The sequence below is a fragment of the Meiothermus sp. genome (assembly GCF_025056915.1).
GTDB lineage: Bacteria > Deinococcota > Deinococci > Deinococcales > Thermaceae > Meiothermus.
Window position 1 is genome coordinate 1 of record NZ_JANWVH010000158.1, and the last position, 1,837, is coordinate 1,837.

Consider the following 1,837-nt stretch of genomic DNA (forward strand, 5'->3'; position numbering starts at 1 on the left):
CGGGGGTGGGCTTGGTCACGGTGTCGGAGCGGAGGTCTACGATGCGCACGGCCCCTATGCTATATGAAGCCCTTCTCCCGGGCAATCCGGGCCGCCTCGATGCGGTTGGCGGCCCCTAGCTTGCCGATGGCCTCGGAGAGGTAGTTGCGCACCGTGCCCTCGGAGAGGCCCAGCGCGGCGGCAATCTCGCTGGTCTGGCCCAGGGCGGCCCGCCGCAACACCGCCCGCTCCCGCTCGGAGAGGGGGTCTACCCTGGCCAGCCGGGCGGCCAGCTCGGCCTTGCGGCTGATGAGGGTCAGGGTGTGGCCCAAAAGATCGTGCAGGTCGCGGGCAATGCGCTCGCGCTCGGCCAAGGCCGCCAGGCGGCGGTTTTCCTCCTGGGCCGCAAGAAGCTGTTCCTGGTAGCAGCGCCGCTCGGCCTCGAGGAGGCCCAGGGTTCCCACCAGCGGCACGAAGGCCAAAGCCGAGACAAAGGCCAAGCCCAGCGGGTTCCAGCCCCGCAGCCCATAGAGGGCCCCACTCAGGAGGACCAGCGCCAAAAGCCCCCCCAGGGCCGCCCAGGTCTGGCGGGGGTGGCCCAGGTAGGCTGCCCCGGCGGCTGCATAGACGAAGAAGACGCTCAGGTAAGGGTTGAACTGGGAGAAGAGTAGCCCCAGCAGGGCCAGGCCCCCCAGGTAGGGCCAGAGCGAGCTTCCCTCGAGCCGGTAGCTTCGCAGGTAGAGCGGCAGAAAAAGCCCCAGCCCCAGCAGGGTGGGCAGCCAGTCCGCCAGGCCAACCCCAGGCGAGGCCAGCAGAGGGATGAAGGCCGGCAGCAGATAGACCAGCCAGAGGTAGCGGACCCAGTGGCGCTCGGCCATGGCTTTATCCTAAATGCTTCCTTCACCCAAAGCGCTGCCCCTCGTCGCGCCGGTAGCCCCACAGGGTCAGCCCGCCGAACACCAGGGTGAAGACGGCCAGCCAGAGGAAGGGCTCCGGACCCCAGCCCTTTCCGCTTACCGAGGCCCAGACCAGCTCGCCCCACTGCCGGGTGGGGGTGAAGGGGGAAACCTGCCGGGCCAGCTCGGGCAGGAACTGCGGAGGCACCCACAGCCCCCCCACAAACGACAGCGGCAGGTACAGCAGGTTGGCCACCGGAACCGCCGCCTTGGGGCTGCACCAGTAACCCACGCACAACCCCAGCAAGGCCAGCGGAACCGCGCCCAGCAGCAAGGCCAGCACCAGGCGCGCCCAGGCTGCCCACTCCAGCCGAACCGGGGTGGACAGGTAAGCCGCCACCACCAGCACCGCGCCGGCCATGGCCGCGAAGAGCAGCCCGGTCAGGACTCGGGCCCCGATGCGGGCCAGCGGGGGCAGGGGCAGGGTGCGCTCGAAGAGGTTGAAGCTGCTGGCCCGCTCGGTGGCGATGCCCACCCCAAACTGAAACATCACCACCCCCAGCACCGCAAACACCAGGTACGAGGCCAGCAGGGTGGGCGCTCGCTGGACATCGGCAATGGGAGCGGCGAAGAACAGGAAGAACATGGCCGGGAACAGCAGCGAGGGAACCCAGTAGGCGGGCAGGCGAATAAGCTCCAGGAAGCTAGCTCTGGTGTGGGCTAAGACCAGTCTCATGCGGCGCTCCTTTGGTCAAGCTCAGGAAGGCTTCCTCAAGGCTCGACGGACGCACCTCGAGCCCGCTGAAGTCCACTTCTTTTCTGACCAGCTCGCGCACCAGCGCGTCGGCATCGGGGGTGTGGAGGGTGAAGGTATCCCCGCTCTGCTCCAGCCGCGTCACCCCCGTCAGGCGCGGCAGCGACGAAGCCCGCAGGCGAAGCTGCTTCAGGCCCACCCGGTTCTT

General features: G+C 68.6%; 2 protein-coding genes and 1 pseudogene. All 3 read right to left on the reverse strand.

Features of this window, described 5'->3' with window-relative positions; genetic code table 11:
* Window positions 1-59 precede the first annotated feature (59 nt).
* Window positions 60-857, reverse strand: a complete 798-nt coding sequence (locus NZN28_RS14365) for a LuxR C-terminal-related transcriptional regulator (protein WP_295399314.1) — start codon at window positions 855-857, stop codon at window positions 60-62.
* Between the two features lie 22 nt (window positions 858-879).
* Entirely contained in the window at window positions 880-1,611 is a 732-nt protein-coding gene (locus tag NZN28_RS14370; RefSeq protein WP_295399316.1) for an ABC transporter permease, read from the reverse strand.
* Window positions 1,580-1,837 (reverse strand): annotated as a pseudogene (locus NZN28_RS14375) (hypothetical protein); the annotation flags it as partial. The gene NZN28_RS14370 and the pseudogene NZN28_RS14375, both read right to left, overlap by 32 nt.

Bases quoted from the DNA above. Each gene is read 5' to 3' on its own strand.
- NZN28_RS14365 (WP_295399314.1), bottom strand. From the start codon at position 857: ATGGCCGAGCGCCACTGGGTCCGCTACCTCTGGCTGGTCTATCTGCTG.
- NZN28_RS14370 (WP_295399316.1), bottom strand. From the start codon at position 1,611: ATGAGACTGGTCTTAGCCCACACCAGAGCTAGCTTCCTGGAGCTTATT.